Annotated in this window: 20 protein-coding genes; 8 read left to right on the top strand and 12 right to left on the bottom strand. The window is 71.4% G+C overall.

The window, feature by feature from the left end; all coding sequences use genetic code 11:
• Window positions 1-112: 112 nt before the first annotated feature.
• Window positions 113-652, top strand: coding sequence for a hypothetical protein (locus tag ACG83_RS28995; protein ID WP_054569420.1), 540 nt, complete (start codon window positions 113-115; stop codon window positions 650-652).
• 127 nt (window positions 653-779) lie between these two features.
• Here ACG83_RS28995 and ACG83_RS28990 read toward each other — a convergent pair whose 3' ends face one another.
• The 6 genes from ACG83_RS28990 to ACG83_RS45545 all read right to left on the bottom strand — a co-directional run bounded on the left by ACG83_RS28990 (window position 780) and on the right by ACG83_RS45545 (window position 5,990).
• Entirely contained in the window at window positions 780-1,679 is a 900-nt protein-coding gene (locus ACG83_RS28990) for a TetR family transcriptional regulator (RefSeq protein ID WP_235498255.1), read from the bottom strand.
• Window positions 1,680-1,681: 2 nt separating this feature from the next.
• Window positions 1,682-2,560 carry an ABC transporter ATP-binding protein gene (locus ACG83_RS28985; RefSeq protein ID WP_054569419.1) on the bottom strand — a complete coding sequence of 293 codons (879 nt, stop codon included), beginning with the start codon at window positions 2,558-2,560 and terminating at the stop codon, window positions 1,682-1,684.
• Window positions 2,557-3,549: an ABC transporter permease gene (locus ACG83_RS28980; protein ID WP_054569418.1), complete on the bottom strand. Its 993-nt coding sequence runs from the start codon at window positions 3,547-3,549 to the stop codon at window positions 2,557-2,559. Before ACG83_RS28980 ends, ACG83_RS28985 begins: the two co-directional genes overlap by 4 nt.
• Window positions 3,546-4,412, bottom strand: coding sequence for a TauD/TfdA family dioxygenase (locus tag ACG83_RS28975; RefSeq protein ID WP_054569625.1), 867 nt, complete (start codon window positions 4,410-4,412; stop codon window positions 3,546-3,548). Before ACG83_RS28975 ends, ACG83_RS28980 begins: the two co-directional genes overlap by 4 nt.
• A 65-nt stretch (window positions 4,413-4,477) precedes the next feature.
• A complete protein-coding gene (locus tag ACG83_RS28970; protein ID WP_235498254.1) occupies window positions 4,478-5,482 on the bottom strand; it encodes an aliphatic sulfonate ABC transporter substrate-binding protein in 1,005 nt (334 codons plus the stop codon).
• A gap of 250 nt (window positions 5,483-5,732) precedes the next feature.
• Window positions 5,733-5,990: a hypothetical protein gene (locus tag ACG83_RS45545; RefSeq protein ID WP_161934803.1), complete on the bottom strand. Its 258-nt coding sequence runs from the start codon at window positions 5,988-5,990 to the stop codon at window positions 5,733-5,735.
• Here ACG83_RS45545 and ACG83_RS28960 point away from each other — a divergent pair.
• Complete coding sequence (locus tag ACG83_RS28960) at window positions 5,974-6,720, top strand: SDR family oxidoreductase (protein ID WP_054569415.1); 747 nt, start codon at window positions 5,974-5,976, stop codon at window positions 6,718-6,720. The two genes, ACG83_RS45545 and ACG83_RS28960, sit on opposite strands and share 17 nt — an antisense overlap.
• A 28-nt stretch (window positions 6,721-6,748) precedes the next feature.
• Here ACG83_RS28960 and ACG83_RS28955 read toward each other — a convergent pair whose 3' ends face one another.
• Window positions 6,749-7,948, bottom strand: a complete 1,200-nt coding sequence (locus tag ACG83_RS28955; RefSeq protein ID WP_054569414.1) for a cytochrome P450 — start codon at window positions 7,946-7,948, stop codon at window positions 6,749-6,751.
• A gap of 8 nt (window positions 7,949-7,956) precedes the next feature.
• Complete coding sequence (locus ACG83_RS28950; protein WP_054569413.1) at window positions 7,957-8,559, bottom strand: TetR/AcrR family transcriptional regulator; 603 nt, start codon at window positions 8,557-8,559, stop codon at window positions 7,957-7,959.
• A 50-nt stretch (window positions 8,560-8,609) separates the two neighbouring features.
• Here ACG83_RS28950 and ACG83_RS28945 point away from each other — a divergent pair, with 50 nt between their 5' ends.
• The 5 genes from ACG83_RS28945 to ACG83_RS28925 all read left to right on the top strand — a co-directional run bounded on the left by ACG83_RS28945 (window position 8,610) and on the right by ACG83_RS28925 (window position 16,626).
• Window positions 8,610-9,359 carry an SDR family NAD(P)-dependent oxidoreductase gene (locus ACG83_RS28945; RefSeq protein WP_054569412.1) on the top strand — a complete coding sequence of 250 codons (750 nt, stop codon included), beginning with the start codon at window positions 8,610-8,612 and terminating at the stop codon, window positions 9,357-9,359.
• A 654-nt stretch (window positions 9,360-10,013) separates the two neighbouring features.
• On the top strand, window positions 10,014-13,097 hold the full coding sequence (locus ACG83_RS28940) for an ATP-binding protein (RefSeq protein ID WP_152991545.1): 3,084 nt from the start codon (window positions 10,014-10,016) through the stop codon (window positions 13,095-13,097).
• Entirely contained in the window at window positions 13,094-14,734 is a 1,641-nt protein-coding gene (locus ACG83_RS44615; protein ID WP_054569410.1) for a hypothetical protein, read from the top strand. The genes ACG83_RS28940 and ACG83_RS44615 overlap by 4 nt, the downstream gene beginning before the upstream one ends.
• 561 nt (window positions 14,735-15,295) lie before the next feature.
• Complete coding sequence (locus ACG83_RS28930; RefSeq protein ID WP_054569624.1) at window positions 15,296-15,916, top strand: NADAR family protein; 621 nt, start codon at window positions 15,296-15,298, stop codon at window positions 15,914-15,916.
• 14 nt (window positions 15,917-15,930) lie between these two features.
• Window positions 15,931-16,626, top strand: coding sequence for an endonuclease V (locus ACG83_RS28925; RefSeq protein ID WP_054569409.1), 696 nt, complete (start codon window positions 15,931-15,933; stop codon window positions 16,624-16,626).
• Here the strand turns inward: ACG83_RS28925 and ACG83_RS44610 are convergent, their stop codons facing one another.
• Entirely contained in the window at window positions 16,627-16,941 is a 315-nt protein-coding gene (locus tag ACG83_RS44610) for a hypothetical protein (RefSeq protein ID WP_152991544.1), read from the bottom strand. It abuts the gene before it with no gap.
• 12 nt (window positions 16,942-16,953) lie between these two features.
• Here ACG83_RS44610 and ACG83_RS28920 point away from each other — a divergent pair, with 12 nt between their 5' ends.
• Window positions 16,954-18,897 (top strand): hypothetical protein, encoded by a 1,944-nt coding sequence (locus ACG83_RS28920; protein WP_054569408.1) that lies wholly within the window; start codon window positions 16,954-16,956, stop codon window positions 18,895-18,897.
• A 29-nt stretch (window positions 18,898-18,926) separates the two neighbouring features.
• Here ACG83_RS28920 and ACG83_RS45845 read toward each other — a convergent pair whose 3' ends face one another.
• From ACG83_RS45845 to ACG83_RS47790, 3 genes are all read right to left on the bottom strand, one after another.
• Complete coding sequence (locus ACG83_RS45845) at window positions 18,927-19,133, bottom strand: hypothetical protein (RefSeq protein ID WP_116437400.1); 207 nt, start codon at window positions 19,131-19,133, stop codon at window positions 18,927-18,929.
• Window positions 19,130-22,084 carry a hypothetical protein gene (locus ACG83_RS28915; protein ID WP_054569407.1) on the bottom strand — a complete coding sequence of 985 codons (2,955 nt, stop codon included), beginning with the start codon at window positions 22,082-22,084 and terminating at the stop codon, window positions 19,130-19,132. Before ACG83_RS28915 ends, ACG83_RS45845 begins: the two co-directional genes overlap by 4 nt.
• Window positions 22,085-22,162: 78 nt before the next feature.
• A complete protein-coding gene (locus ACG83_RS47790; RefSeq protein ID WP_054569406.1) occupies window positions 22,163-24,229 on the bottom strand; it encodes a tetratricopeptide repeat protein in 2,067 nt (688 codons plus the stop codon).
• Between the last annotated feature and the right edge of the window lie 826 nt (window positions 24,230-25,055).

The raw sequence follows: 25,055 nt of genomic DNA, 5'->3' as shown, positions 1-25,055 counted from the left end.
CCGCCTAGAAGGTTCCCCTCCCGAGAGGGCCCGGAGATCCGGGATGTTGCCCAGTGTGATCGATCGCAGACTTGCTGTCGTCGGTTGATCGCAGTCAAGGAGAGGACATCTTATGATCTTGATCAGGGCTTCCCGGCTCCGCCGGTGCGTGCTGGCCGCCGTCGGTGTGCCGCTGCTGGCGGCGGCTCTCACGTTCGCGGGCTCGTCACCCGCGCTCGCCAGGCCGATCGGCGAATGCACACCGCTGCAATCGTTCCAGGCGGACCTCGGCTCGGGTGAGGACGACCTCCGCGGCAACTCCGAGGTGATCATCTCCCTGGTCACGAGGTCCCGTGGCGGTGTCGACCTCGCGCACATTACCGGCGGTGTCCCCAGCTACGAGCACCGCCTGATCACGCTCGACTACGGCAGCCCGACGATCCCCGTCGACTCCTGCGACGTGGCCGGCGTCACCGTGCGCATGATCTCTCACAACGGCGTTTTCGAGACCACCGACAACTGGGATCTCGACCGGTTCACCCTGAAGGGATTCGACGGCCCATCGTTCTGGGGGTTCCCGCTCGGCAGAACAGGCCTGTCGATCTCGGATCAGTCGTTCCCCCTGCTGCACCGGTTCACCGGGCATGATCCCCTCTGGCAGTTCCTCGACTAGGAACCCGACTCAATCCATGCACCCGACCGAGTTCCCAGGCCCGGCCCCGGACCACGGCCGGGCAGATGGGGGCTCCGCCCCGCTCCCGCAGCCGCCGCGAGGATTCGGTGGCCCGACAACGGAGACGTCACGGGCGGTCGGGTGCGGTCCGGGTGGTGGTGGCGGCGGTGGTGGATGCCGGTGCGATGAGGGCCGCCGCTGCCATGTCGAACAGGTCGGCGACGTAGATCTCGTAGGAGACGTCGGCACCGGTGCCCGGGTACGGATTCTCCGGTCCTTCCGGAATCTCGGCGGCCTCCGTGCTCTCCGCGGGGAGCTGGCCGTACTCGGCGAGAGCGGTGAGGCACAGGCGGACGAGGTGGGACAGCCGTAGCGGTCGCAGCGGTTCGGGAACCCCCGACAGCAGCCCCAGAATCGTCAGGGACACCTCGTGCCCGACCGCTCCCGCCGGCCTGCCGCCGGCCCACCACGGGTGGACTCGCGGCGGATGGGCACTGAACCGGCTGAGGAAGCCGACGTACCAGCTGTCCGGCCGGCGCGCCTCCTCGGCGAGCGGGCGCATCAGGACGTCGAAAAGCTCCCGGACGATCAGCTCCCCGGCAGCCAGCTCCCCGGCAGTCGGCCCGTCCGCGGTCGGCTCCCCGGCGGCCTGGTTCCGGCCGCGGGACCGGGCCGCGGCCAGCAGCTCGGCTCGGCGCCGGTCGAGCGGCGGCACGCGGTAGGCGACGATCGCGGCGAGCAGGCCCCGCTCACCGCCGAAGTGGTACTGCACGGCGTTGTTGTTGCCGTTGCCGGCGGCCCGGCAGATGTGCCGCAGCGACACCGCCTCCAGTCCCTGCTCCGCGTAGAGCCGCTCCGCCGCGAGCAGGAGCCGCAGCCGTGCGTCCTCGGCCCGCGGCGCGGCGGCCGTCCGGGGCCCGGCCTCCACCGAGGGCGGTGACAGGGGGAGCGAGGTCGGTGGTGAGGGGACCGCCGTCGGCCCTGCCGGCGTGGCCGGGGGCAGAGCCGACGGCGATGTCGGCGGCACGGCTACCGGCCTTCGACCCGCTCGGCGTCGCCCTGCTCAGAGCCGTCCTGCTGCTCCGCGTCGACCTGCTGCTCCGCGTCGCCCTGCTCGGCCTCGTCGTCGGCGACACCGAGCTCGGCCAGCAGGCGGGCCCGCAGGGCGGCGAACTCGGGGTTGGCGCGGGTGCGCACGTCCCCGAGCCGGACCGGTTCGTCCAGCGACAGGCGGCCGTCGGTGAGGACGGCGACCCGGTCGGCGAGCAGGATCGCCTCGTCGACGTCGTGCGTCACCAGCAGCACGGCCGGCCGGTGGCGCCGGCACAGGTCGCGCAACAGGCTGTGCATCCGGATGCGGGTGAGCGCGTCGAGCGCGCCGAACGGCTCGTCGAGCAGCAGCAGGCCGGGGGAGCGGACCAGGGCCCGGGCCAGCGCCGCCCGCTGGGCCTCGCCGCCGGACAGCGTCGCCGGCCAGGCCCGCTCCTTGCCGCCGAGGCCGACCTCGGCCAGCGCCGCGGTGGCCTGGGCGCGTGCGTCACGGGCCCGCAGACCCAGGACCACGTTGTCCAGCACCCGGGCCCACGGCAGCAGCCGCGGGTCCTGGAAGACGACGGCGCCCCGCTCGGGGACGGTCGCCTGCCCGGTGGCTTCCGTGTCGAGACCGGCGAGGATGCGCAGCAGGGTGCTCTTGCCCGAGCCGGACCGGCCGAGCAGCGCGACGAACTCACCCGCCGCGATGTCCAGATCGACGCCGGCCAGCACCTGCCTGCCGGCGAACTCGCGCCGCACCCCGCGGACCCACACCGCGGGCTCGGACGTACCGCCGGCCGCCTGCGACCAGGAGCGCGGCGTGACGTCGGTGAGAGCAGGGCCGGCGTCGGGGGTCGCAACTGCTGTGGTGGTCACGTCGCCTCCAGACCGCGGCGCCAGGCCAGCGCGCGGCGTTCGAGCAGCCGGACAAGGGCGTCGGAGAGCAGGCCGAGGACGCCGTAGACCGCGAGACCGACGACGATGACGTCGGTCTGGCCGAACGTGCGCGCCTGGTCCATGAGGTAGCCGATCCCGCTGGAGGCGTTGATCTGCTCGCTCACCACGAGGATGAGCCAGGAGATCGTGAACGCGAACCGCAGGCCGACGAGGAACCCGGGCAGCGCGCCGGGCAGGACCACCCGGCGGATCAGTCCGAGGCGGCCGAGCCGGACGGTGCGGGCCAGCTCCACGAACCGGCTGTCCACGCCGCGGATCGCCGCGAAGGTGTTGATGTACACCGGGAACGCGGTGCCGAGCGCGACCAGGAACACCTTCACCTGCTCGCCGATGCCGAACCAGACGATCGCCAGCGGCACCAGGCCGAGGATGGGAACCGCCCGCAGGATCTGCACGGGTGCGTCCACCAGGTCCTCGCCGAGCTGGAACAGCCCGGACACCAGGGCGAGCACCACGGCGACACCCACCCCGAGCGCGAGCCCGAGCGCGACCCGGCGCAGGGAGATCACCAGGTTCTCGCCCAGGGTGCCGTCCGCCGCCAGGTCGTAGCCGGTGTGCAGCACCGTCCACGGCCCGGCGAGGATGTCGGCCTGGATCAGGCCGGTCGACGAGCCGATCTGCCAGAAGGCGACCAGGAGCACCGGCCCGAGCATCCGGCGCAGCCATTTCGGTACCGGCCTGCGGCGGGCGCGGTCCGGGTCGGCGAGCGCGAGCGCGACCCGGCCCGGCCCCGCCGCACCGGGAGCCGGAGCGGCGACGACCACCCCGGACGTCGCCACAGCGTCACCGGCTCCGCCGGCTGTGGCTCCGCCGGCTGTGGCCCGGCCGGTCCCTGTCCCGGCGGCCTCGGTCCCGGTCCCGGCCTCGGCGTTGCCGCCGCGGCCACCGAGGACGAGCGAGGTGCTCACGCGAAGGACTCGCCTTCGCGCGACTCGGACGGGCTGCCGTCCACACCGACCGGGACGTCGCCGGCGATCGTGATCCGGTGCATCACCCGGTCGAAGCCGAGGTGGCCGTAGTCGGTCGGGACCAGGTGGGCGGTGGCACGGTTGTCCCAGAAGGCGATGCTGTCGGGCTGCCACCGGAACCGGACGGTGAACGCCGGTGTCGCCAGGTGGCTGAACAGAAGGTCGAGGACCCGCTGGCTTTCGGTGTTGGAAAGCTCGACGATCCGCTGGGTGAAGTTCGGGCTGACGAATAGGACCCGCTCGCCGGTCTCCGGATGAACGCGCACCACCGGGTGCACCGTCTCGTAGGACGTCCTGGTGAACATTTTCTGCAGTTTGCTGCCGTCACCACGCTCCAGAATGATCTGGTTGACGTGCACCGCGTGCAGACCGTCGATGAGGTCCCGGATCGGCTTCGACAGCGTCTCGTAGGCGACGGCCAGGTTCGTCCACTGTGTGTCGCCACCGTAGGGCGGGATGACCACGCCGCGCAGGATGGAGCCCATCGGCGGGTTGTGCACGAACGTCACGTCGGTGTGCCACAGGCTGCGGACCTGGTATTCGGACGAGACGTCCGCGTAGGCCCGGGAGTCCAGCGGGAAGACCTCCGGGTGGCCTTCGAGTGTCGGCAGGGTCGGGTGCCCCGGGGTGACCTGGCCGAAGAGCCGGCCGAAGGCGATCTGCTGGGCGGGGGTGATGTGCTGGTCGCGGAAGAACACCACCTTCCACTTCAGCAGGGCGGCCCGGACCTCGGCGACGACCTGGGGCTCGATCGGCCCGGTCAGGTCGATTCCGAAGATCTCGGCGCCGATGTAGCCGGACATCGGTCGGATGTCCAGGCCGACCTCCGACGGGGATTCGTCCACGTTCGCGGTTTCGCTGATGATGGTCACTTCTGGGCCTCCTTGACCGCCGAGTTGTAACGGGCGTCGAAAACCTTCGAGATGTCGACCTTCTTGGGCAGGACGCCGCTGCTGTAGAAGAGGTCGGCGAGCTTCTGCGCGCCGCCGATGCTGGTCGCGTCGATCGGGACGAAGGTCGAGGGAACACCCGTTCCCACCAGCACCTTCGCCGTGCTGACCGGTACCTTCAGCTGCTCCACGTAGTACTTGTCGATGTATTCCTCGGTGTGGCTGTCACGCCAGTCGACGGCCTTCACCCAGCGCTGGATGAAATCACCGAGCGCGGCCTGTTTCGCCGGGTCGGACAGCACCTTGCGGGTGGTGATCAGGTACTGCACCATCGGCGAGGCGTCGGCGCCGTCGATCTTGTGCGCGGTCGGGTTGGCCTGCAGGTAGGCCGTGGAGAGCGGCTCGACCGTCACGCCGGCGTCGGCATCGCCGCGGGCCAGCGCGGCCGAGATGTCGGTGATCGCCAGATTGACGATGCTGACGTCCTTCTGCTCCAGGCCCACGGAGTCCAGCGACCGCAGCAGGTAGGCCTGCAGGATTGTCCCGGTGGTGATCGCGACCTTCTTGCCCTTCAGGTCCGCGACCGAGCGGATGGGGCTGCCGGGCTTGGTGGTGAGGGCCAGCTGCCCGGGCGGGTTGTTCCAGGCGGCGATCACCGCGAGGTCCTGCCCGGAGGCCGCGGCGATCACCGGCGGCGTGTCGGCGACGACGCCGATGTCCACCGCGCTCGCCCGGAACGCCTCCAGCAGCAGCGGTCCGGAGGCGAACGTCGACCAGTCGACCTTGTACGGCGTGCCGGTGCTCTGCCCGGCCAGGTCGAGGGTGGCCTTGAGCTGGTTCTGGTCGCCGACGCGCAGCGTGGTGTCGGCCGGGATCGTGGTCGGGTAGCTGGTCACGGCCGTCGTCGGTGCGCCCGCCGAGCTGGCTGAGTCGGCGTCCGAGCCGCAGGCGGCCAGCGCGAGGACGGCGAAAAAGGTGGACATCACTGTCAGAACCGCAGCGCGGCGTGGCCGGCCTCGGCCAGCCCGGAGGGCAGGCGGGAACACGGGACTCCTCGTGAACGTGGATGGCCGCGCGCGGCGCCCTGCGCGACGGAGAAGGGAGAAGGGCGGGGAGTGGCGGCCCCGAGGGGGCCGGGCTGGCGCCGTGACCTGCTCACTGAAGCATTTAAGTCAGCTGTTTGTCAACTTAGTTGGTGGAAAAGCTGTACTTGGCGAGCGGTCCGCGTCCGCGTCAGACTCCGCCGGTCGCCGGTCGCCGGTCGCCGGTCGCCGGTCGCCGGTCGCCGGTCGCCGGTCGCCGGTCGCCGGTCGCCGGTCGCCGGTCGCCGGTCGCCGGTCGCCGGTCGAGCGGTGAGCGGTGAGCGGTGAGCGTGTCCGCGGTCTGTCGGTCGCCGTCGACGGGTAGGCCTGTCGTGGCGGGTGCCGGCCGCGCTGCGGCCGGACGTCGTCCGACGACCAGGGAGGCACGGGAGATGAAGATCGCTGTCATCGGCGGCACCGGGCTCATCGGTTCCCAGGTGGTCCGGATGCTGACGGCGGGTGGGCACGATGTGAGGCCGCTCTCGCGGTCCACCGGCGTGGATCTGGCCACCGGGCAGGGCCTGCCCGAGGCGTTGGAAGGCGCCGACGTCGCGGTGAACCTGACCAACTCGCCGACGTTCGACGATGCCTCGCCCGCGTTCTTCCGGCGGACGATGGACACCATGCTGACGGCCGCCGAGGCGGGCGGCGTCGGCCACGCGGCCATCCTGTCGATCGTCGGCGTCGACCAGGTGCCGGAGGTGGCCCACTACCGCGCGAAGGTGCTACAGGAGGACATCCTCAAGGCGGGGCCCGTCCCGTACTCCATCGTCCGCGCCACGCAGTTCTTCGAGTTCGTCGACACGGTGCTGTCCTGGACCGCGGACGAAAGCGTCGTGCGGCTGCCGGCCACGCCCGTGCAGCCCATCGCCGCGGCGGACGTCGCCGATGCGGTGGCCGACGTCTGTGTCGGTGCTCCGTTGCGGGGCACTCGCGACATCGCCGGCCCCGAGGTCTTCGCGCTTGACGAGCTCGGCCGGATCACCCTGGCGGCGCACGGTGACCACCGCGCGGTCATCACCGATGACCGCGCGGGCCTGTTCTCCGCGGTGCCGGGGGACGCCCTCATCGCTGGGGAGGGTGCCGTCCTCGCGAAGACCACCTACCGCGAGTGGCTTGAGCACCGAGCCGGGTGCTGAGTCCGGTGCTGAGCCCGGTGTGCAGCCCCTACTTCCGCAGGACGATCGGAAGCTTCTCCCAGCCGCGCACCGTCGAGGTGCTCGCGAGCCTGGCGCCGTCCCAGTCGACGTCCCACCCCTTCGGGAAACGCTTCACCAGCTCCTCGAGAACGATGCGTCCCTCCATGCGGGCGAGATTCGCGCCGAGGCAGTAGTGCAGGCCGTAGCCGAAGCTGCGCTGCTGCGTGACGTCACGGTGGATGTCGAGGTCGTCGGCGTTGTCGAACTTGGTCTCGTCGCGCCCGGCGGATCCGACGATGAACAGGGCGGTGCTTCCTTCGGGAATGGTCTGGCCGTGGAACTCCACGTCCTTCGTCACGTACCGCCCCACGGCGTGGCCGACCGGCTCCAGGCGGAGGACCTCCTCCACCGCCTTGCCGGCCAGCGACGGGTCGGCGACGACCTCCTGGTACTGGGCGTGGTTCCTCTCCTCGCCGAAGATCTTGCCGATCCATCCCATGAGCTGGCCGGTGGTCTCGTTCCCCGCACCGGCGATGACGGCGCAGTAGACCAGGATCTCGTCGCGGGTGAGCTTTCGGGTGGTGCCGTCGTGGTCCTCGAACTCCACGTTGAGGAGTTTGGTCATGATGTCGTCGGCGGGGTTGGCGATGCGCCAGTCGATGTAGCTTTCGAAGATGTCGGTGGAGATCTGCGACGCCTCCGCGTCCAGCTTGCCGCCCTCCTCGGTCTTGAGGTGGGCGACGGTCTGGTCACGGACCGACTGCTGCATCTCCTCGGGAATCCCGACGAGCATGCCGATGACGCGCATCGGCACCTTGTCCGAGAGAATGTCGATGACATCGAAGCCGTCGCCGCCCTGCACCGGGTCGAGCCGGCCGGCGACATATTCACGGATCTTCGGTTCCAGGGCCTTGACGGCGCCCGGCGAGAACAGGCGTGAGACCAGGCGGCGGTGGATGCCGTGGCTCGGCGGGTCCTCGAAGATCACACTGCCCGGGGGCATCTCGATGCCTGACTTGATGAACTCGTAGATGTTGCCGCGGGCGTTGCTGAAATGCTCGACATCAGGCAGGCCGCGGTCGACGTCGTCCCAACGCGCGAAGGCGTAGAAGTCGTGCTCCTCGTTGTAGTAGACCGGGGCCTCGTTACGCAGGCGCTGGTAGACGGGGTACGGGTCCACCCAGATGTCGTGGCGGAACGGGTCCCAGTAGAGGTCGGTGGCGGTCATGCGTCGTCTCATTCCTTTACCGGGGTGGTGTTGGCGGCGAGCCAGTTCTCGATCCAGGCGCGGGTCTCGTCGTGCCCGTCGGTCAGACCGATCAGACGGTCGTGCGCCTCGAGCTGCGCCAGGCCGGTGGTGAGCAGGAGGATGACCACCGGCGGTATGTGGTCGGCAGCGAGCGACTCGTGGGCGAGGGCGGCGCGTGCGAACTCGAGCTGGGCGGCGCGGAAACGTCGCGCGTAGGTCGCGATCTCGAGTCGCAGCGCGGGGTGACGCTGGGCCAGAGCGACGAACTCCACCATGACTCTGCTGGCACCGGCGTCGGAGTTGACCTTCCAGAACCTGCGTAGCGATGCCTCGCCGTCAGTGATTTCGGCCAGGCGTGCGAGGTTTTCCTCGGCCCCGCGCCGGAACGCCTCGATGAAGAGATCCTCCATCGACGCGAAGTAGTAGTGGACGAGCTGGTACTTGACGCCGGCGACCTCTCCGATGCGCCGTGTCGTGATGCTGCCATACCCCTCTCGGGCCAGGAGCTGGATCGTGGCATCGACAATCCGGTCACGTGTCTCGTGTGCGCGGGAGCCCCGCGCCCGGATCTCTTGCCCCGCCCCGCTCATGGACGTACTTTTACACGCGTCAAAACTCGGTGTCCAGTAGGGAGAAACGCATGGCTCGGGTCGCAGTCGTCACAGGCGCCGCCGAGGGCATCGGCGCTGGGATCGCCACCCGGCTGGTGGCGGACGGTCACCAGGTCGCGATGCTCGACTGGCAGGGGGACAAGGTCGAGAAGCTCGCCGCCGAGCTCACCGGGGCCGGTGGCACCGCCCTCCCGCTTACCGTCGACGTCTCCGACCGTGCCTCGATCGAGGCCGCCTACGCGACGGTCAGGGAGAGGTTCGGGCCGATCCACATCGTCGTCGCGAACGCCGGCATCTCGAACATGGTCCCGTTCGTGCAGCTCGACCAGCAGACCTGGGACAGGATGATCGCGGTGAACCTCACCGGCGCCTTCCACACGATCCAGGCCGCGGTGACGGACATGATCGAGGCGAAGTACGGCCGGGTCGTCACGATCTCGTCCTCGAGCGCGCAGTCGGGCGCGCCGGCGATGGCCCACTACGTCTCGAGCAAGGGTGGGGTCATCGGCCTCACCAAGGCGCTGGCCCGGGAGCTCGCCGAGCACCGCATCACCGTCAACACGATTCCGCCGACGCTTGTCGACACCCCGATGTCGCACCGCGAGGCGGGTCAGGCCGGCGGCGCGGAACAGTTCCTCGCGGCGGTCAGCAACATGGTCCCGCTCGGCCGGGCCGGCACGCCCGCCGACATCGCCGGCGCCGTCTCGTTCCTCGTCTCCGACGACGCGGCCTACATCACCGGCCAGATCATCGGCGTCAACGGTGGCATGTACATCTAGTACGCCGCCTCAGCGCCTGTGGCGATCACTCGCCTCCCGTGGCCGAGTCCGTCCAGAGAACCGAGGATCTGGATTGTTCTGGAGCGTGTAGCAGGCTAATGCGGGCAATTGCGGCACGGAGTCGCTTGACAATCCGCAAGAAGGGAGGATTCCGGTTGCTGTAGCAGCCAGAATCCTCACTTCTTGCTCGGCGACAACCGTCGCGGTGGCGGCGACGCCGGCGGCGGCGGAGGGAGATATGGTGCCGCAGCCTGGCAGCCTGTGACCAGGTCCAGCCCGATTTCCCGGGATCACTCTGTGGAACAATCTGGATGCATCGGCCGTTGTCTCCCGTGCTTGCCAGAGTCCACGGTGACGATGCAGGTCGGGCTGCAGATGAGGCGCCACGGTGGCGCCTCGGGCGCGAGGCCAGGATTGCGGGGGCATCGTGGTCGTCGAGAAGGTGCGCTGGTCGCGCCGCGGTAGGAGCCACTGTGGGAAGGGCGGCCGGGCATGTCCGGCCGGCTGATTCCGGGTCGGGCGGGGGGCCGGTCCAGCGCCGGTGGCGTTCTCGGCGGCGTCCGGGCCTACCGCCTGGTCTCCGCACCTCGGCCGCCTGAGGATCCGCAGGTTCGCGATCCGGCCCCCGCGCAGCTTTTCGCCGCGGTGACCTCCATGCACGCCACATTCCAGAGCCTGACCACGTCCGGGGCCGACGCCGTCGACGTCGACGTCGACGCCATCGACGGCCCCGATGACCCCGCCGGCCTGGACGAGTTCGCCGGTTCCGATGAGTTCGGTGCCGGTGCCGGTGCCGGTGCCGGTGCAGGTATGCCGGGGGCGCGCAGCCCGCTGTTCTTCGCCGCGTGGTTACGCCTGCCGGAGAAGCCGACGGAACCGATGGTGCGCACGGCGCAGGCCGCCAGGCCTGGTCAGGAACGGTTCGTCTTTCTGCTGGGAGGCCGGCCGTTCCTGCCGGGAGCGGCACCCGGCCCGGCCCGGGTGGACGGCACCCGCGGGCTGCTCTTCCCGCCGGGCGCGAGCGGCGTCGAGGCCGCCGGCGGCGAGGTCGACCGGCTGTTCGCCGAGTTCCCGGTGTGGCTGCCCTGCCTGGGGGCACCCGACGCCCTCTGGTCACTGCCCGACGAGGAGATCTGGCAGCATCGCCGCGGCTCGTTCGACGAACATGCCGCACATCTCGCCCACCCGTTCGCCTGGATGGTGCTCGCGCGGCCACGGCCCGCCGACCTCGTCCAGGCGGACAAGGACCGGCTCGAGATCGGCATCCCCATGCTGCGCGAGGCGGCGCAGGGCTCCCGGTGGGCGGAGCTGGAACGCGCCGAGGCCCGCTACCGCGAGCTCGCCCGCTACGGCGGTGCGGGGATGTGGGACGTCCGGGTGCTGGTCGGGTCCGACACAGCCGCGGGTGCGGGGGCCGCCGCGTCACTGTTGTGCGGTGCCGCGGAGCTCGGTGGCCTGCCGTACACCCTGGTGCCCTCGGGCCGTCCCGGCAGCCTGGCCGAGGCCGCCGCCGAGCCACCGGGGCATGACACACCGCCGTACGCCGCACAGGGCGGCTGGCAGCCCGGCCCGCCGGACCCGTTCGATCTCGCGGACATCTTCGTCCCCACCGCACCGTTCGCCGCCTCCAGCGAGCTGCTCGCCGCGCTCGCCCGCCCGCCGGCCCGCGAGCTCCCGGGCGTCCGGCTGCTCACACCGCACCGGTTCGACGTCACCCGCGACCGCACCGACGACGACGGCTTCCCGATCGGCACGGTCCTCGACCCGGCCTACGCCGACGCCGGCACGTTCGTCGTGACCCGCCCGACGCTGAACCGGCATGCCTTCCTCTGTGGCGCGACGGGCTCGGGCAAGTCCCAGACCGCCCGCACGCTGCTGACCGAGCTGTCCGCTCCCGAGCGGCCCGGCGACCGGGTGCCGTGGCTGGTCATCGAGCCGGCGAAGGCCGAATACGCGCGGATGGCCGGCCGGATCCGCGCCGACGACACGGTGACCGTCCTGCGCCCCGGGGTGCCGGACGATCCGCCGGGCTGCCTGAACCCGCTCGAACCCGAGCCCGGCTACCCGCTGCAGAGCCACGCCGACCTGGTCCGTGAGCTGTTCCTGGCCGCGTTCAACGCCGACAACCCGGTGCCGCAGATCCTTTCGATCGCCCTCGCCGAGGTCTACGCGAACACCGGCTGGGACATGGTCACCGGCGAGCCGCGCCCCGGGCGGCGCCCGAAGCTGTTCGTCGACGAGGTGCCCCGCGACGTCCGTGCCCGCTACCCGACCCTCGGTGAGCTGCGGGTCGTCGCGCAGCGGGTCGTCGACGACATCGGCTACGGCCGGGAGGTCCGCGACAACGTCCGCGGCCTGGTCGACGTGCGCCTGCGGGGGCTGCGTGAGGGCACGCCGGGCCGCTTCTTCGAAGGCGGGCATCCACTGGACGTCGGTGCGCTGCTGCGCGGCAACGTCGTGCTGGAGCTGGACCGCGTCACCAGCGACCAGGACAAGGCGTTCCTCATGGGCGTCGTCCTGATCCGCATCGTCGAGTACCTGCGGACGAACCCGCCGGCGCCGGGCGACGACCGGCTCCGGCACGTCCTGGTGATCGAGGAGGCGCACCGGCTGCTGCGCCGCGACGCCGACGGCCCGGCCGGCAACGCGGTCGAGCTGTTCGCCGGCCTGCTCGCCGAGATCCGCGCCTACGGCGAAGGCGTCGTGGTCGTCGAGCAGATCCCCTCGAAGATCATTCCGGATGTCCTGAAGAACACGGCGCTGAAGGTGATGCACCGGCTGCCTGCCGCCGACGACCGGGCCAGCGTCGGGGCGACCATGAACCTGCGCGAGGAACAGTCCGAGCATGTGGTCGCGCTGCCGCCCGGCCAGGCGGCGGTCGCTCTGGACGGCATGGACCGGCCGCTGCTGGTGCGGATGGGCCACGGGGAGCGGTCGGAGTCCACCGAACGGGCGAGCCACCTGCCACCGCTGCGGGCGGCACGCAGCGACCTGTGCCCACCGGACTGCCGGACGGCCCCCTGCACACTGCGCGCGATGAACGAGGCCCGGCACGACTCGACGTCCCCGCTGCTCGTCCTGTGGGTGGAGGCGGTCGTCGCCGCGACCGTCGCCGGGGTGCATCCGGTCGACCCGGCCCCGGCACTGTCGGAGTGGCTGCTGCGGCTGCCGCCGCGCCAGCGTGACTGCGCGTTGGCCCATGCGGTCGAACGGGCCGTCGACGCCCGCCGCCCGCTGCTGCGCCGCTGGCTCGACCCCGCCGACCTCGCCGACCACATCCTGGCCGACCTCACCGCCCGGCTGGGCCTGCGCCCACCCCCCACCGAGGACCATCGCCGCTTCCAGGCTGGCGTCTACCGGTGGCACGACGTCCGAGGCCATCTGGACGCCGCCGTCGCACAGGCCGAGCCTGGATCCCCCGGGGGCCCGCATCCACACACCGAGCGGTGGGCTCGGCGTGGGCTGATCCTCGACGGCGCGGACGTCGTCGAACAGATGCGTGTCTTCCGGGAGCATCCGGCGAATGCCACCGGCAGCCACCGGGTGGCGGTCGGTGATCCCGACGCGAGCGGGCTCACGGCGGCGCAGGTCGAGGTGGCCGGCGCGGCCGGCAGGCTGTACCTGCGCCGGGCCTTCGCCCGCGCCTGCGTCGGCAAGCTCGACCCGATCGTCCGGCTCTTCGAGAAACCGCCGGCTGGCCGCGGGCGAAAGAGCCCGCAGGCGGAGGCGGTGACATGAGTGTCGAAGGCGTCGGTGACCTGGCTGGCCTCGGTGACTCGGCGGGCCTCGTCGAGGAAGGGTGGGCTGGTCCGGAGGGCGATTTCGGCACCGACGAGGATTCCGTCGGGCCGGAGGAGAGCGATTCGCAGGCGCTAGCCGACCTGCTCGCCGGGGATTCCCGCGACCTGAACGTTCCGCCGGAGGACACCGAGTCCCCGGCAGCTGGGACCGACGCGGGCACCACCGAGGCATTCATCGACGCTCAGCCCACCGAGGCATCGCAGCTCACCGAGACGCGGCAGCCCACCGAGACGCCGCAGCGGACGGAGACGCGGCACCTCACCGAAGGACCGCCCACCGGGGTGCACGGCGGCGAGACGGAGGCCACCGACACACCGCAGGACGGCGAGTACGACGAATCCGTCGATGGTGAGGCCGACAGCTCTGTCGTCATGAGCGACTCCGAGGCGTTGGCCGAGTCGATCGCCGGCGATGCGCGCGGATTCCTCGACGACCCGGACGACCCGGGAGCGGATGGCCCGGGAGCGGATGGCCCGATCTCCGCTGATACCGCCACCTCCACCGGCGTCGGCGAGATCGACGACGTGGCGACGCCCGAGAGTGATTCCGACGACGCCCCGGTACCTGAGGCAACCCAGACCGAGGAACCCGCCGAGCCGACCGACGGACCCACCGAAACGCGCACCGGCGAGACCCTCGACAACGCAGCCGACAACCAAGCCGCCATGAGCGACTCCGAGGCGCTGGCCGAGTCGATCGCCGGCGATGCACGCGCATTCCTCGACAGCCCGGACGACCCGGCGTCGGAAATTGCGATCGACGGTCGCACCGCAGCAAGGGAGCGGAATACCAACGAAGGTACGGCGGAGAATAAGTCGACGGCCGACAGCGATGTGGCGAAGGCCACCGCGAGTGAGGCGACGCTGGCCGAAACAAGTCCGCGTGAGGCGGAGCCTGGCATCGCGCCCGACGGCGGGCAAGATGGCGGAGAGCCGGCGCGGCAAGCTGCGGAGACAGCCGAAGCCGACCTGGTCTTCGATGTGGTGACTGAGGCACAGCCTCCATCGGCCGAGCGGGAGGCCGCTGAACCTGTGCCGGGGCCGGAGGCCTCAGGTCCGCACGCTGAGCCCGAGGTCTCCAGCCCGGTGGCAGAGCCGGAGCTTCCAGCGGAACTGGCCGCCCACGAGGTTCCCGACCCGCGATCGGTCCAGCAGGAGATACCGGACGTCGTCCGGGAGGGTGAAGCCATCAACCCGAGACCGATCCAGGAGGTACCTACTGCCGCCCCGTTGGAGAAAGCGGATGCGGAGGTGCAGAAGCCAGAGACTTCAGACGGGTTGGTGCCAGAGCCGACCGAAGCCGACAGCAACTCGCGTACAGAGACAGCGCGTGATCTCGCGGGTAAGTATATTGAAGGCGAGTTGACCCGCGATCCGGCTTCGCAGTGGTATCACGAACACCTGAGTAACGAGGAACTTCTGGATTCGATCAACAATGCTCCGGAGGGGGACGGAATTCTGGTGTCCCGGGGTGGGATTGTCCTTGGGGGGCATCATCGCCTGGACGAGTTGATGGCAAGGGTGAATGACGGTCGAATTGATCCAGATACTCGGATTAACGTCGAGATATTTTGATTGGAAGTGACTGAATAATGCCGAGGGTTCGACCGACAGATCCTGACTTTCGAATCTGTCGAATTAGTTTTGAAGAGCTGCTTGTGGCTCAGGCGGACGCGGAGGCGCAGGGATGGGCAACGCGTTGGACTTCGGTGCAGGCGCTTCGCAGCCAGGTCAAGGAAGAAGATGTTCTCCTTCACCCGATCCTTCGAGAGGAGCGAGGCGGAGCCGTCCGAGCGTATCGCTGCCTTGCCCTGTTCTCGGCCGTTGGGGCGGATGGATCTGGTGGGGTTACCACAATAGATCTTGGGCCGGCGAGGTTTGAGTCGTTCGAACGGATTGATCGCGACGTGGATGTCCGGGAGGCGCTTGTCCGCGTGTTTTCTCTGGCGTCAGCCGGAATCTCAATGGTAGCCAAGGGGTAGTGGACTGGATAAATTTTCGTCGGAAATTTGGGTGGATGGGCGATGCCGCTGTCTGGTCCCTTTGGCCTGGTGCCCTCCCTCCAGCTCTGTGAGGTGGGGCCATCCCGGTCGGTTTTCGTACGGTTGGCTGGAATCGGAGAGTAGCGCCATGTCGATGTCGGAGATTTCATCTGCAGTCGGGCCGAGAAATCGTCCTCGGTCGGTGGCCGAACTGGTGGCGGCCGAGGAGGCCGGTGTGCCACTGGCGTTCCGATACTTCTGGGGGCATCGGCGACCGGCGGGCGGTGGGATCGGGCCGGGTTGTCTGAGCCAGTGGTGGGCGGTCGAGTTCACCGTGGAGGGCAGCCGGTACGCCAGCGCCGAGCATTTCATGATGGAACGCAAGGCCAGGCTGTTCGGGGACGACGAGACGGCGGAGGAGATCCTGGCCGCGCCGGACCCGGGGCGCGCGAAGGCGCTCGGCCGTCGTGTCCGCGGATATGACGATGCCCGTTGGGAGCGGCACCGCCACGACGTCGTCGTCGCCGGCAACACGGCCAAGTTTGGCCAGCACGACGGCCTTCGCGGGTACCTCCTGAGTACCGGGTCCGACATCCTCGTCGAGGCCAGCCCGCTTGACGCGATCTGGGGTATCGGCCTGGCCGCCTCCGATGAGCGGGCCGGTCGCCCGGCGCAGTGGCCCGGCCTGAACCTGCTCGGCTTCGCACTGATGGACGTCCGCGCCGCCCTCGCGAACACGGGCCGGCCAGCCGTCACCCGGCAGCCCGGGCGCTGAGGGAGACCGGGCCGGTGAGCTCCCGCCACGCGCTGGTCGAGACGGTCGAGGACGCCGAGGCACTGCAGGCCGAGCTGCGGCGGCTGGTGGAGGCCGACGTGCCCGGGCCGGAGCAGGCCGCGACGGTGGCCGGGTTCGACGTCGCGTACGACACCGACACGGATCTGCTCGCGGGAGCGGTGGTGGTCCTCGCCGCGCCGCGCTGGGAGCTGATCGCCTCGGCGACGGCAGCGGGCCGGGCGACGTTTCCCTACGTTCCGGGGCTGCTGTCGTTCCGGGAGCTGCCGCCGTTGCTCGAGGCGTGGGAGGCGGTCCTGCCTCAGCTGGCGGCGCCGCCGGACCTGCTGGTGTGTGACGGGCATGGCATCGCGCACCCGCGGCGGTTCGGTCTGGCCTGCCATCTCGGCGTGACCGTGGGTCTGCCGACGATCGGCGTGGCGAAGACCCCGTTCGTGGGCGAGCACTCCGCCCCCGGGCCGCGCCGGGGCGAACGGGCGCCGATCATCCTTGACGGCGAGGCGGTGGGCGCCGCGCTGCGGACACAGGACGGTGTGCGGGAGGTGTACCTCTCGGTCGGTCATCGGACCAATCTCGACTCCGCCTGCCGGTGGGTGCTCGACCTGTGCCCCCGCTACCGGCTGCCGGAGACGACCCGTGCGGCGGACCAGCTCAGCCGCACGGCACTCGCCGAAGCCCGCCTCACGGTCTGATCAGCCCGGCCCAGCTCGGCCCAGCTTGGCTCGGCCCAGCCCAACCGGCCGGCCTGAGACCGTCAGGCGGATGGTGCCGCCCGGGGGGACTGTCAGCGCGAGAGTCTGCGACGCCTTTTCTGGAACGGGGTAGTCACGCGCATCCTCGACGTTGAAAAGATATTGCTTGCCGTCAAATATTTCGCGGGGGCGGGGATGTGTTTCGCGGATTGATCGTGGCGTGGTCGCATGGCAGGAAATTGTCGGGATGTTTTCTCTTGCGTCGGCCAGAATGTCAATGATACCCAGAAGGCAGCCGGGAATGAATCCTGTCATCGGAGGTGGCGCGTGACGGCGCTCGTACCTGGCAAGGCCGGCGAACTCGCGCAGATGCGGCGGCGCGAGCTGGCCCAGCGGCTGCTGACGCAGAGCGTGGACAGGTTCCAGTGGGGATGGGAGTTCGTCCCCGCCGAGCGGCCGGCGCCGGATCCGCTCGGCCGGCCGGTGCTGGCGCCCGAGCATTTCGGGGGCGCGGCAGACGCGGCGGCGCTGGGCGCGACGGCCAGGGCGTGCGCGGTCGGCGGTGTCGTCCTGGGCGGCGCGCTGGGTGTCCTCGGCCTGGCGACGGGGGCGTCGCTGGCCGTCCCGGCGTTCGCCACGGCCGGTGTGGCCGTCGCCGGTGGTGGGCTGACGTCGATGTACGCGCGCTGGCGTGAAGGCGTCGGGCGCGAGCGGGAAGCCGCGTGGATGGACGCGCACGACCAGCAGCGCCACGGCGGCTCCGCCGAGGCCGAATCCCGGGATCAGTGGCGCCCGGTGCAGGGACCTCCCGATGCGACCCGGGTGGATGTCGTCTGCGGCACCTGGGATGGCTGGGCGGCGATGATCGCGACAACCGCGGGTTCGCTGATGCGCGCTGACCGCAGCGTGGTCGTGCTCGACCTCACCAGTCACGAGGTCGCCGAGGATCTGATCCAGCTGGTGTACAGCACCGGGCAACCGGTGCCGTACGGCCGGTTCCCGACCGACCTCAGCCTGGTCGACCTGTTCCAGGAGCTCAGCCCGGAGGCTGTCGGCCGGGTGATCGCCGACGCGTTCGCCGTGCTGCCGGGTCGCAGCGGCGCCGCCGAGATCCGCCGGCGCGACGAGGCGATCGTGCGGACCGTCGCCCGCCTCATCGAACCGCCCTGGACGTTCCGCCGGCTCGCCGCGGGCGTGCGGGTGCTGCAGCGGCTCAGCGAGACGAGTGCCGGCAGCGGCCAGGCCGGCGGTGTGCTGAGCCTGCGCGAGCAGAAGGACCTCATGAAGGTGAGCCACGAGTTCGGCCGGACGCCGCAGGAGAGCACCGAGCTGACCTATCTCGTCGACACCTTCGAGATGCTGGCCGGCAACGACGATCGGCGGCACGTCGACCGCGCGGCACCCGACGACGCGGCACCCGAGGAGGCAGTGCCGGACGGCACGGCGCCGGACGGTGCCGACGAGTCCGTCGCGAGCCCGGGTCGCGGGCTGTGGCGGCCCGGGCTGACGGTGCTCGCCGCTCCCACCTTCAACAATGATCAGGGTGCTTCGGCGCGCATCCTGCTGTACCGCTTCATGGAGGATCTGCGCCACGGCGAGCCGCACCGCAGTGATGACCTGATCGTCGTCGCCGGTGTCGACCGGCTGGGCCGGGACGTGCTCGACGAGTTCAGCCAGCATGCCCGCAATGCCCGGGTCCGGACGATGTTCCTGCACCAGCATGTCCCGGCGCGCGAGGACGCGCAGCGGATGCTGAACACGTCGGGCAGCGTCACGCTGCTGATGCGCACCCACAACGCCCTCGAGGCGCAGGCCGCGGTGGAGCTGGTCGGTGCCGAGTACCGCTTCGTGCTCAGCCAGGAGACGCAGAGCACCAGCGAGTCCCTCGGCTGGAGCCGCGACGAGACCACCGGCGCCGCCACCAGCACCTCGACGGACAGTTCGCACGGCTGGAACATCCAGGTAGGGGTGCGGCGGGGTGAGCGCCTGCCGGTGTTCAACCGCAGCCGGAACGGGTCGCGGGGCACGGCCCGGACCGTCCAGTGGTCACGCTCGCGCGGCCAGTCGGGGTCGACGGAGAAGGCCACCTCGTCGGCCACGAGCCGGGTGTTCGAGCCGGCGGTGGAGCCGGTCGAGGTCGAGACCCTGCCGGAGACCGCGTTCATCGTCCTCAACAAGGTCCACTTCCGGCAGCCGGTGCTGGGCGACTGCGACCCGGGACTCTGCCAGCATCCACTGGCCACCGTTGCCCTGCGCAAGGCCACGGGCTAGCGCGACCCGCCGGCCGCCTGGTGGACCACTCACCCGAGGACGAGGAGGGCCACCAGGCCGCAGGGCACCGCGATCAGGGCGAACACCGCCACGACGTGGAGGCCCAGCAGCACCCTGCGCTGCCGGCGCACATGCGCCGGAACCGGTTCGCCGGCAGGCGCGGGCGCCGGGGCGGGGGCAGGAGCGGGACCGGGACCGGGTTGAGCGGCGGGCGCCGCGCGGCGGAACGTCCTCATCGTTCAAGACCCGCGTAGTGCGCCCGGTGCGTCGGATCCCGCAGCGCGGGATGCCGGCTGGACTGTCGCGCCTTCTGCTGCCGGATGATCAGGCGCCGGAACCCGCGTGCGCTCGCGCCCAGCATCCACAGCACCGGTTCGGCCGCGGCGATGCGTTCGGCCGGGTTCACCGTCCCGTTCCGGCCGCGTAGACAGTCCGCGGCGCTCAGCGCCCAGTAGCGGGTCTCGGTGAACTCCTTCGACGGTTCCTGGCCGAGCTCCGGCAGCCGTGCGGGCTGGTTGAGCCAGTAGCGCACGAGGCCGTCCTGCTGCTCCGGGGTGAGCTCTGGCAGGCGTAGGACCGATGGGAGCCCGCGCAGCCAGTCGGTCTTGCTGACCACCACGGCGAGCCGCAGGGCGAGGCGGCCACCCCGCCGAGGCAGCGACCGGTCCGCGTGCAGCACCCGGATCAGCCGCCGCATCGTGTCGTAGGTCGGCTCGGCCGCGGGGTGGGCCGCCGCGTTCGCCGCCGCCTGCTGTTTCGGGGTGAGCTGGTCGAGCAGCGCCGGCTGCGCCGACGGGTCGACGACGAGCAGCGCGTTGTGGGTCCGCTCCAGGTAACGGTGCGTGGTGCGCAGGGTCTGCTGGTCGGTGTAGAGGTCGCCGTCCGGGTCGAAGAAGAACACGATGCGCCGGGGCCCGCGGGGAATGCCGACGGTGACGACGAGCGCCCGGGGATTCGGGGTGGCGGTCGACTCCAGCCACCCGCCGTCCGCGACCATCTGCATGCTGCGCCGGTACCAGGTCTCGTCCGGCCGGAACGCGAACGACAAGGTGAGATCGCGCTGGTATGCGAGGTCCTGCAGGCCGGCCAGGGCGGCGACCAGCATGGTGGTCTTGCCGGACGCAGGTGGGCCGATCAGCGCGATGTGGACGATCGGCAGGTGCCCGACCCCGTCGGGCAGCCGGCCTTCGCACGAGCCGCAGTAGCTGGCGAGGCGGCCGCGCCGGCCGGGCGCCCAGGTCCGCAGCCGCGTCCCGCAGGCGCACACCCGGTACAGCAGGCCGCCGCGGCCCGGCCGCAGGTCGTCGTGCCGGCGGCGGCAGTGCGTGTTGGGGCACTCGTAGAACGGCCGGCCCAGTGGGCGGGCGCAGTCCGGGTACGGGCAGTCGGCCCCCAGCTCGCCGAGGCGGCGGAACATCGCCAGGGTCGGCCTGGCCGGGCGTGTCTCGCGGAGCAGCCAACGCGCCGCCTCCGCGAACCGTAACGCCGCATCCGCCAACCGCAGCACCGCGATCGTGGTGATGACAAGCGTTCTGTGCACGGCGAACGCCGTCCGGGCGAGCCCCCCGGCCACGGCGACGCCGATCGCCGTCCCCGCCCTCCACATGCGCCAGCAGCGCCGCGCCGACGCGCTCTGCCCCAGGAACGGGCCGGGCCAGCGGGCCGGACCGGCCGCGGCGAACTCCGGTCCGGCGGTGCGCAGCGCCTCGGCCAGGGCATCCCCGATCGCGCCGAGGTCGACGATCGCCTGGCCGGCCGGGGTGAAGTACCCGGGGTAGGCGGCCTCGTCGCCGGCCGGGCGCAGCACCGGCGGACCGGCGGCCAGCGTGCGGGCCGGCAGTGCGAGCAACCGTGCGCCGAGCTGACCGAACGCGATCGCCGCACCGGCGCCGAACAGCGCCGCCCCGCGTGCGTATCCACCGGGCCGCAGAGCCTTCACCACAGCTCTGCGTCGCACCCGTCCCCAGCCCTCGGCACCCGGCGGCAGGGGTGCCGGCACCGGGCCCGCGGCCGGGGACCGCGCGCTGCCGGGCGCCGGATCACCGGGCGGTGACGCCAGCGGCACGCCGGCGCCCGCAGCCACGGCGGCGAGGCGCTGGGCGGCGTCGGCGTCGGCGAACGACGCGCTGGCAGCCGCGAGCACATCGGGTCTCCCAGCGGCCCACACCCGCGCGGCAACCTCCCCCCAGGACACGTCCGCCCAGTGCTCGTCCGGCCACTGCTCGTCCGCCCGGTGCTCGTCCGCCCGGGCGCCGTCGGTACCGGCCGGAGCACCGACGTCCCGCGGCGCGGTGCCGCCGCCGGTGCTGCCGCCGCCGGCTCCGGGCTCAGGGCCGGTCCCGCCGTGCAGGCGATGAGTCTCGAACCGGACGCCGAACGGGATGGCCGCGGGGTCGAGGCCGGCGCCCACCGGCACGCCCACCAGCACGTGGCGGGACTGCTCCGGATGCCCCACCGGGACACTGAAGGTCATCGCCAGGGCCGATGCCCGCGGCAGCGAGCCGGTGACCAGCCGGATCGTTCGCACCGTGGCCGCCGGCCCCTGCTCCACCAGGACGATCCGCACGGCACCGCCGCCGCGCGTGGCGCCGCGCACACTCGCCAGGAGGGCTGCCAGCCGACCGTCGCCGTACAGTTCCTGCGCCCGGGCGATCGCTTCGTGCCAGGGCATCGGCGAGTCGACCACGAGACGCTCGACAGCTGGAAGATCACCGTCGGCTGGCCGGTCGGCCCAGCCCGGCCACCACCACAGGTCGGCGGGAAGCAGGCCGCCGAGATCACGGTCCGGCTCGGTGAGCAGCAACGCGTGCTGAAAGACGTTTCCCGGGCGGCCGGCGAAGTCGACGCCGGTGCCGACGGTCCGGCAGATCACCGCGGCACCGTCCGCCAGCAGCGAGTAGCTCAGGCTCAGCCCGGCCCCGCGCTGCCCGGCGGAGGCCCAGGGCCCCTGCGCTGAACCGGCCTCGGATCCGGGTAAGGGTCCGAAGCCGGACTCGCCGCCGCGCCGCTGCGGTCCGCTGGGCTGCTGCGGTCCGGTGCGGCGCGCGTCCACGGCGAGCTCGGACGTCAGCAGACCGACGATCTGCTGACGTCTCCCGTCGCCGAGCCCCGGCGTGTACGCGGTGACCTGCCAGCCGGGCCGGTCCGGTGCCGCCGCCGACGTGCGATGAAGCTGGTGGATGGTCAACGGACGTCTGCCTCCGCACCCCGTGGCTGCCCTCCGTGCTCAGCATGGCAGACCTCAATGCCCTGGGGCGCAGTACTTTCAGGCCATCGCGCCGGACCGCCGCAGCAGACGCAGGACCTGGGACTGCTGGTGGGGCAGCAGCGCGGGTTCGGCCGCGTCCAGGGCACGCCGCAGCAGGCCGTCAGCTCCTTCGTCGTCGCCGCGTGCGCGGATGACCTCGGCCGCGTGCCACAGCACCGGGCCGCTGTCCGGTGCCTCGCGCAGCGCCACGGAGGACTCGTTCGCGGCCTCGGCCACCTGCCCTCGCCGCGCCAGGGCCACCGCCCGGGCCGCGCGCATCGACGGCTGGGCCACGACCTGCGCCGCCGACCGGGCGAGACGCTCGAAGTCCTGCATCGCGGCGGCGTCGTCACCCAGCTCCACCCGCAGGCGCGCCCGCCCGGCCAGCGCGGCCCCGGAGTCCGGCGCGAACGTCAGGACGGCCGAGAAGATGGCCGCCGCCGCCCACGGCTGGCCTGTGCGCCACAGCGCGTGCGCGAGCGCGGCCTGCACCTCGGCGTCACCCGGCAGCCGTTCGCTGGCGGCCTGGAGGTCCTCGATCGCCCGGGTGGTCTGGCCGGACTCGAGCAGCACCCGGCCCAGGGCGGCGAGCATCCGCCCGGCGGACTCGGTGTCCGACAGCGACTCGTAGATCTCCGCGGCCTCCCGGTAGCAGGCCTCGGCGTCCTGCCAGCGCCCCTGCATCTCGCACATCTGCGCGCGCAGCGTCTGCGCGCCGGCCCGGGTGAGGGAGCGCCCCGGGTCGCGGCGCAGGGCCTCCTCCACGTGGGTGCGGGCCGTCGGCAGGTCGTGGTCCGCGAAGCTCACCTGGGCCGCGCGAAGATGGTCGTCCGCATTCGCCTCGGCGGCGGTTCCGCTGACGGCCCATTCGGGGAAGCCACGCTGGAGCGGCTCGATGAGCCGGTCGTCGAAGAGCTCGAAACGACGCGAGCCCGACCGGTGCTCGCAGCGCAGGACGTAGCGTGCCGTCAGCGACTCCAACACGGCGGTCGGCAGACCGGCCGTGGTGGTGAGCCCCTCGTCCGCGACACCGCGCCGACCGCGTTCGGTCACGAACGTACGGGTGAGCCAGGCCCGCAGCTCACCCTCGTCGAGATCGTGCTCGCGTGCCACCGTGACCAGCACCAGGGTCAGGTACTCGGCCAGCACCGCGGTGACGTTCCCGGCCGGGCCGAGACGGGACGTGATGACGGCATCCGCGCCGGGACGGGCCCGCCACATCGCGGTCGCCACCAGCTGCAGGAACACCGGCTGGACGGCGTCCGCCACCAGCAGCGACTCGGCGCCGGTCGCGTCGACGAACCGGCTGGTGGCCAGGTCGTCCACACAGGCCTCGGCCGCGCCGGAGGCGAAGTGCGTACCGGTCGCACGCAGTGGCTCGACGAGTGCGGCCTGGGCGGAGCGTGGCTCCAGCGCGGCGACGGGCACCTCGGCGACCGACGGGGTGGCGGGGCCGCCGCCGGAGCCGGCCAGCAGAAGCCGCAGGTAGGGCTCGAGCGCGGCACGGTGATCGGAACGGACCACCAGCAGGATACGCAGCGTCGGCAGCGCGGTCGCCGCCTGCGCGAGCAGGTCGAAACACTGCTCGCGTAGCTGGTCCAGTTGGGCCGATCGGGCCGCGAAAAGCTCCTCGACTTGGTCGATCGCCACCAGGATCGGCCGGGTCGGGCTGTGCGGCCGGCGCCGGGCGGGGTGGTCACGGATCGCGTCGAGCAGCGTCGGCGTGTCGGCCGGGTAGGACCAGCACCGCAGGAGGGCCTGAACGAACGGATTGCCTGTACCGAAGGAGGCCTGGGTGCCCGCGGGCCCATCCTCCTCCTTGGAGGACTGCCCGGCGGCCGGCCCCGAGAGCCGTGCCACCGGCAGGACGTCGGCGTCCGTCGACGGTGCGCTCGGCAGCACGCCCGCCCGCAGCAGCGAGGTCTTGCCCACACCGGTCAGCCCGTGCGCGACCACCACACGGCAGCGCAGCCACTCGGCCAGCAGCGCGTGGGCGGCGGCATCCCGGCCGAAGAACAGCTCGGCGTTCTCCTCGGTGAACGGGCGGAGGCCGACGTACGGGCTGGTCGCCTCGGCCTCGATCACCGTTCTGCTCCGCCCAGGGCCGGGCGCGTCGAGAGCGGACCCGTCCGCACCGGGGGGGCCGAGACGTCGAGTAGTGATTTGGTGTCCCTGGTTGGGAGTTCGTCGAAAATTACTGGACGGTATGCCTTCAACGGAACCGGAAGCCTTTCGGCGTTGACGCGACCGGGCCCGAGAATCGTATCCGCCGGCCATGGCCCCACCTCCGGTGGCACACGGTTCTGGACCGCCCAAGATTTTCCGTCAGATTTTACGGCCAATGCGGGCCGACCGCGGCAAAGTAACAGGAATTTTGCGAGACCGGTGCTCTTCGTGTGGCCGCCTCGCCGGCGGAGGGTGGTGGGGCGCCGGCGATGGCTCCGTGGGCATGCCTGCCCGTGCGGGGCTCCGGTCGGTGCCGGGGCGCACTGCCCGGCCGGCAGGCGAGGTGCGCGGTGCGCGGTACGAGGTGCACGGTGCACGGTGCACGGTGCGCGAGAGTGGTATCCGCGGTGTCCGTGGCGCGACGCGCGGGCGGGGTGGGCGCCGACTCCACGGTCGAAATCGCGAAACTGCAGGTCACGAGTTATGGGCGGGTTGGTTGGCGGATGTGTCGGTGGGCTGGCCGCGGAACCTGCTTCAGAAAACGCCGACAATACAGGGGCATCCCGGTGCAGGTTCGCGGCGCCCTCGCGAGAGTGGGTGCCACAACTCGTGTCACAATCCGGACTTGTGTCGTCCTCGCTCGCCCGAGTCCGCGCGAGTGGCTAACGTGCAATGGCAAGTGTGTCGACGCGAGTGTTACGATCAGTGGAACGGTATGATTACGCGGCGCGCCGACGACGCGTGC

Origin of the sequence: Frankia sp. R43 (assembly GCF_001306465.1) — a bacterium.
Lineage (GTDB): Bacteria > Actinomycetota > Actinomycetes > Frankiales > Frankiaceae > Parafrankia > Parafrankia irregularis.
This window is presented reverse-complemented; position numbering and strand designations above follow the sequence as displayed.

Bases quoted from the DNA above. Each gene is read 5' to 3' on its own strand.
- ACG83_RS28995 (WP_054569420.1), top strand. From the start codon at position 113: ATGATCTTGATCAGGGCTTCCCGGCTCCGCCGGTGCGTGCTGGCCGCC.
- ACG83_RS28975 (WP_054569625.1), bottom strand. From the start codon at position 4,412: ATGTCCGGCTACATCGGCGCCGAGATCTTCGGAATCGACCTGACCGGG.
- ACG83_RS28970 (WP_235498254.1), bottom strand. From the start codon at position 5,482: ATGTCCACCTTTTTCGCCGTCCTCGCGCTGGCCGCCTGCGGCTCGGAC.
- ACG83_RS28960 (WP_054569415.1), top strand. From the start codon at position 5,974: ATGAAGATCGCTGTCATCGGCGGCACCGGGCTCATCGGTTCCCAGGTG.
- ACG83_RS45545 (WP_161934803.1), bottom strand. From the start codon at position 5,990: ATGACAGCGATCTTCATCTCCCGTGCCTCCCTGGTCGTCGGACGACGT.
- ACG83_RS28955 (WP_054569414.1), bottom strand. From the start codon at position 7,948: ATGACCGCCACCGACCTCTACTGGGACCCGTTCCGCCACGACATCTGG.
- ACG83_RS28950 (WP_054569413.1), bottom strand. From the start codon at position 8,559: ATGAGCGGGGCGGGGCAAGAGATCCGGGCGCGGGGCTCCCGCGCACAC.
- ACG83_RS28945 (WP_054569412.1), top strand. From the start codon at position 8,610: ATGGCTCGGGTCGCAGTCGTCACAGGCGCCGCCGAGGGCATCGGCGCT.
- ACG83_RS28940 (WP_152991545.1), top strand. From the start codon at position 10,014: ATGCACGCCACATTCCAGAGCCTGACCACGTCCGGGGCCGACGCCGTC.
- ACG83_RS44615 (WP_054569410.1), top strand. From the start codon at position 13,094: ATGAGTGTCGAAGGCGTCGGTGACCTGGCTGGCCTCGGTGACTCGGCG.
- ACG83_RS28930 (WP_054569624.1), top strand. From the start codon at position 15,296: ATGTCGGAGATTTCATCTGCAGTCGGGCCGAGAAATCGTCCTCGGTCG.
- ACG83_RS44610 (WP_152991544.1), bottom strand. From the start codon at position 16,941: ATGACAGGATTCATTCCCGGCTGCCTTCTGGGTATCATTGACATTCTG.
- ACG83_RS45845 (WP_116437400.1), bottom strand. From the start codon at position 19,133: ATGAGGACGTTCCGCCGCGCGGCGCCCGCCGCTCAACCCGGTCCCGGT.